Below are 1,284 nucleotides of genomic sequence, written 5' to 3'. Positions count from 1 at the left end.
CGCCGTACCGGTCATGCCGGAGAGCTTGTTGTAGAGGCGGAAGTAGTTCTGCAGCGTGACGGTCGCGAGCGTCTGGTACTCCTCGCGGACCTGCACGCCCTCCTTGGCCTCGATCGCCTGGTGGAGACCGTCGTTGTAGCGGCGACCGGCCAGCATGCGGCCGGTGTGCTCGTCGACGATGAGCACCTCGCCGTTGATGACGACGTACTCCTTGTCGTTGTGGAACAGCTCCTTGGCCTTGATGGAGTTGTGCATGAACGAGATCAACGGGGTGTTGACCGAGTCGTAGAGGTTGTCGATGCCCAGGTGGTCCTCGACCTTGGTGATGCCGGGCTCGAGCACCGAGATCGTGCGCTTCTTCTCGTCGACCTCGTAGTCCTCGTCGCGGACCAGGGTGCGGGCGATCTTGGCGAACTCGGCGTACCAGTGCACCTCGTCCTGGGTCGGGCCACTGATGATCAGCGGGGTGCGCGCCTCGTCGATGAGGATCGAGTCGACCTCGTCGACGATCGCGAAGTTGTGGCCGCGCTGGACGCACTCCTCGATGGAGCCGGCCATGTTGTCGCGCAGGTAGTCGAAGCCGAGCTCGTTGTTGGTGCCGTAGGTGATGTCGCAGTTGTAGGCAGCACGACGCTCGTCGGGGCGCATCTCGGGGAGGATCACCCCGACCGTCAGGCCCAGGAAGTGGTGGACGCGGCCCATCATCTCGGACTGGAACTTGGCGAGGTAGTCGTTGACGGTGACGACGTGGACACCGTCGCCGCTCAGCGCGTTGAGGTACGACGGGAGCACCGCGACCAGCGTCTTGCCCTCACCGGTCTTCATCTCGGCGATGTTGCCGAGGTGCAGCGCCGCGCCGCCCATCACCTGGACGTCGAAGGGGCGCAGGCCGATCACCCGGCGGGCCGCCTCGCGGGCGGTCGCGAAGGCCTCGGGCATGATGTCGTCGAGGCTCTCGCCGTTCGCGAGCCGCTCCTTGAACTCCGCCGTCATGCCCTGGAGCTCGGCGTCGCTCATCGCGGCGAAGTCGTCCTCGATGGCGTTGACCGCCTGGGAGATCGCCTCGAGCTGACGCAGGATCTTGCCTTCGCCGATGCGGAGGATCTTGTCGAGAATGGCAGGCACGAGGCACGGACTCCTGGATGGGGTGTAGACAGACCTCCGCCACTCTACCCAGGCCCCGGAGGGCTCCCTAACCGAACCGGCCGCCGAGCGACCTGCTCAAGGCCGGGGCCAGGTCGCCGCGCGGTTCGAGGACGATCGAGCCCAGTCCGAGCCAGCCGG

The 1,284-nt window shown here is 66.1% G+C and carries 1 protein-coding gene; it reads right to left on the bottom strand.

The genetic code is table 11. The annotated features are described in order from the left end of the window. A partial coding sequence (locus tag Q0L15_RS04285) for a DEAD/DEAH box helicase (RefSeq protein WP_366939535.1) occupies positions 1–1,125 on the bottom strand: 1,125 nt, incomplete at its 3' end. Positions 1,126–1,284: the final 159 nt, after the last annotated feature.

It is taken from the genome of Nocardioides sp. (genome assembly GCF_024509035.1).
Lineage (GTDB): Bacteria > Actinomycetota > Actinomycetes > Propionibacteriales > Nocardioidaceae > Nocardioides.
Note: the sequence above shows the minus strand (reverse complement) of the source record. Positions and strands in the feature narration are given on the sequence as shown.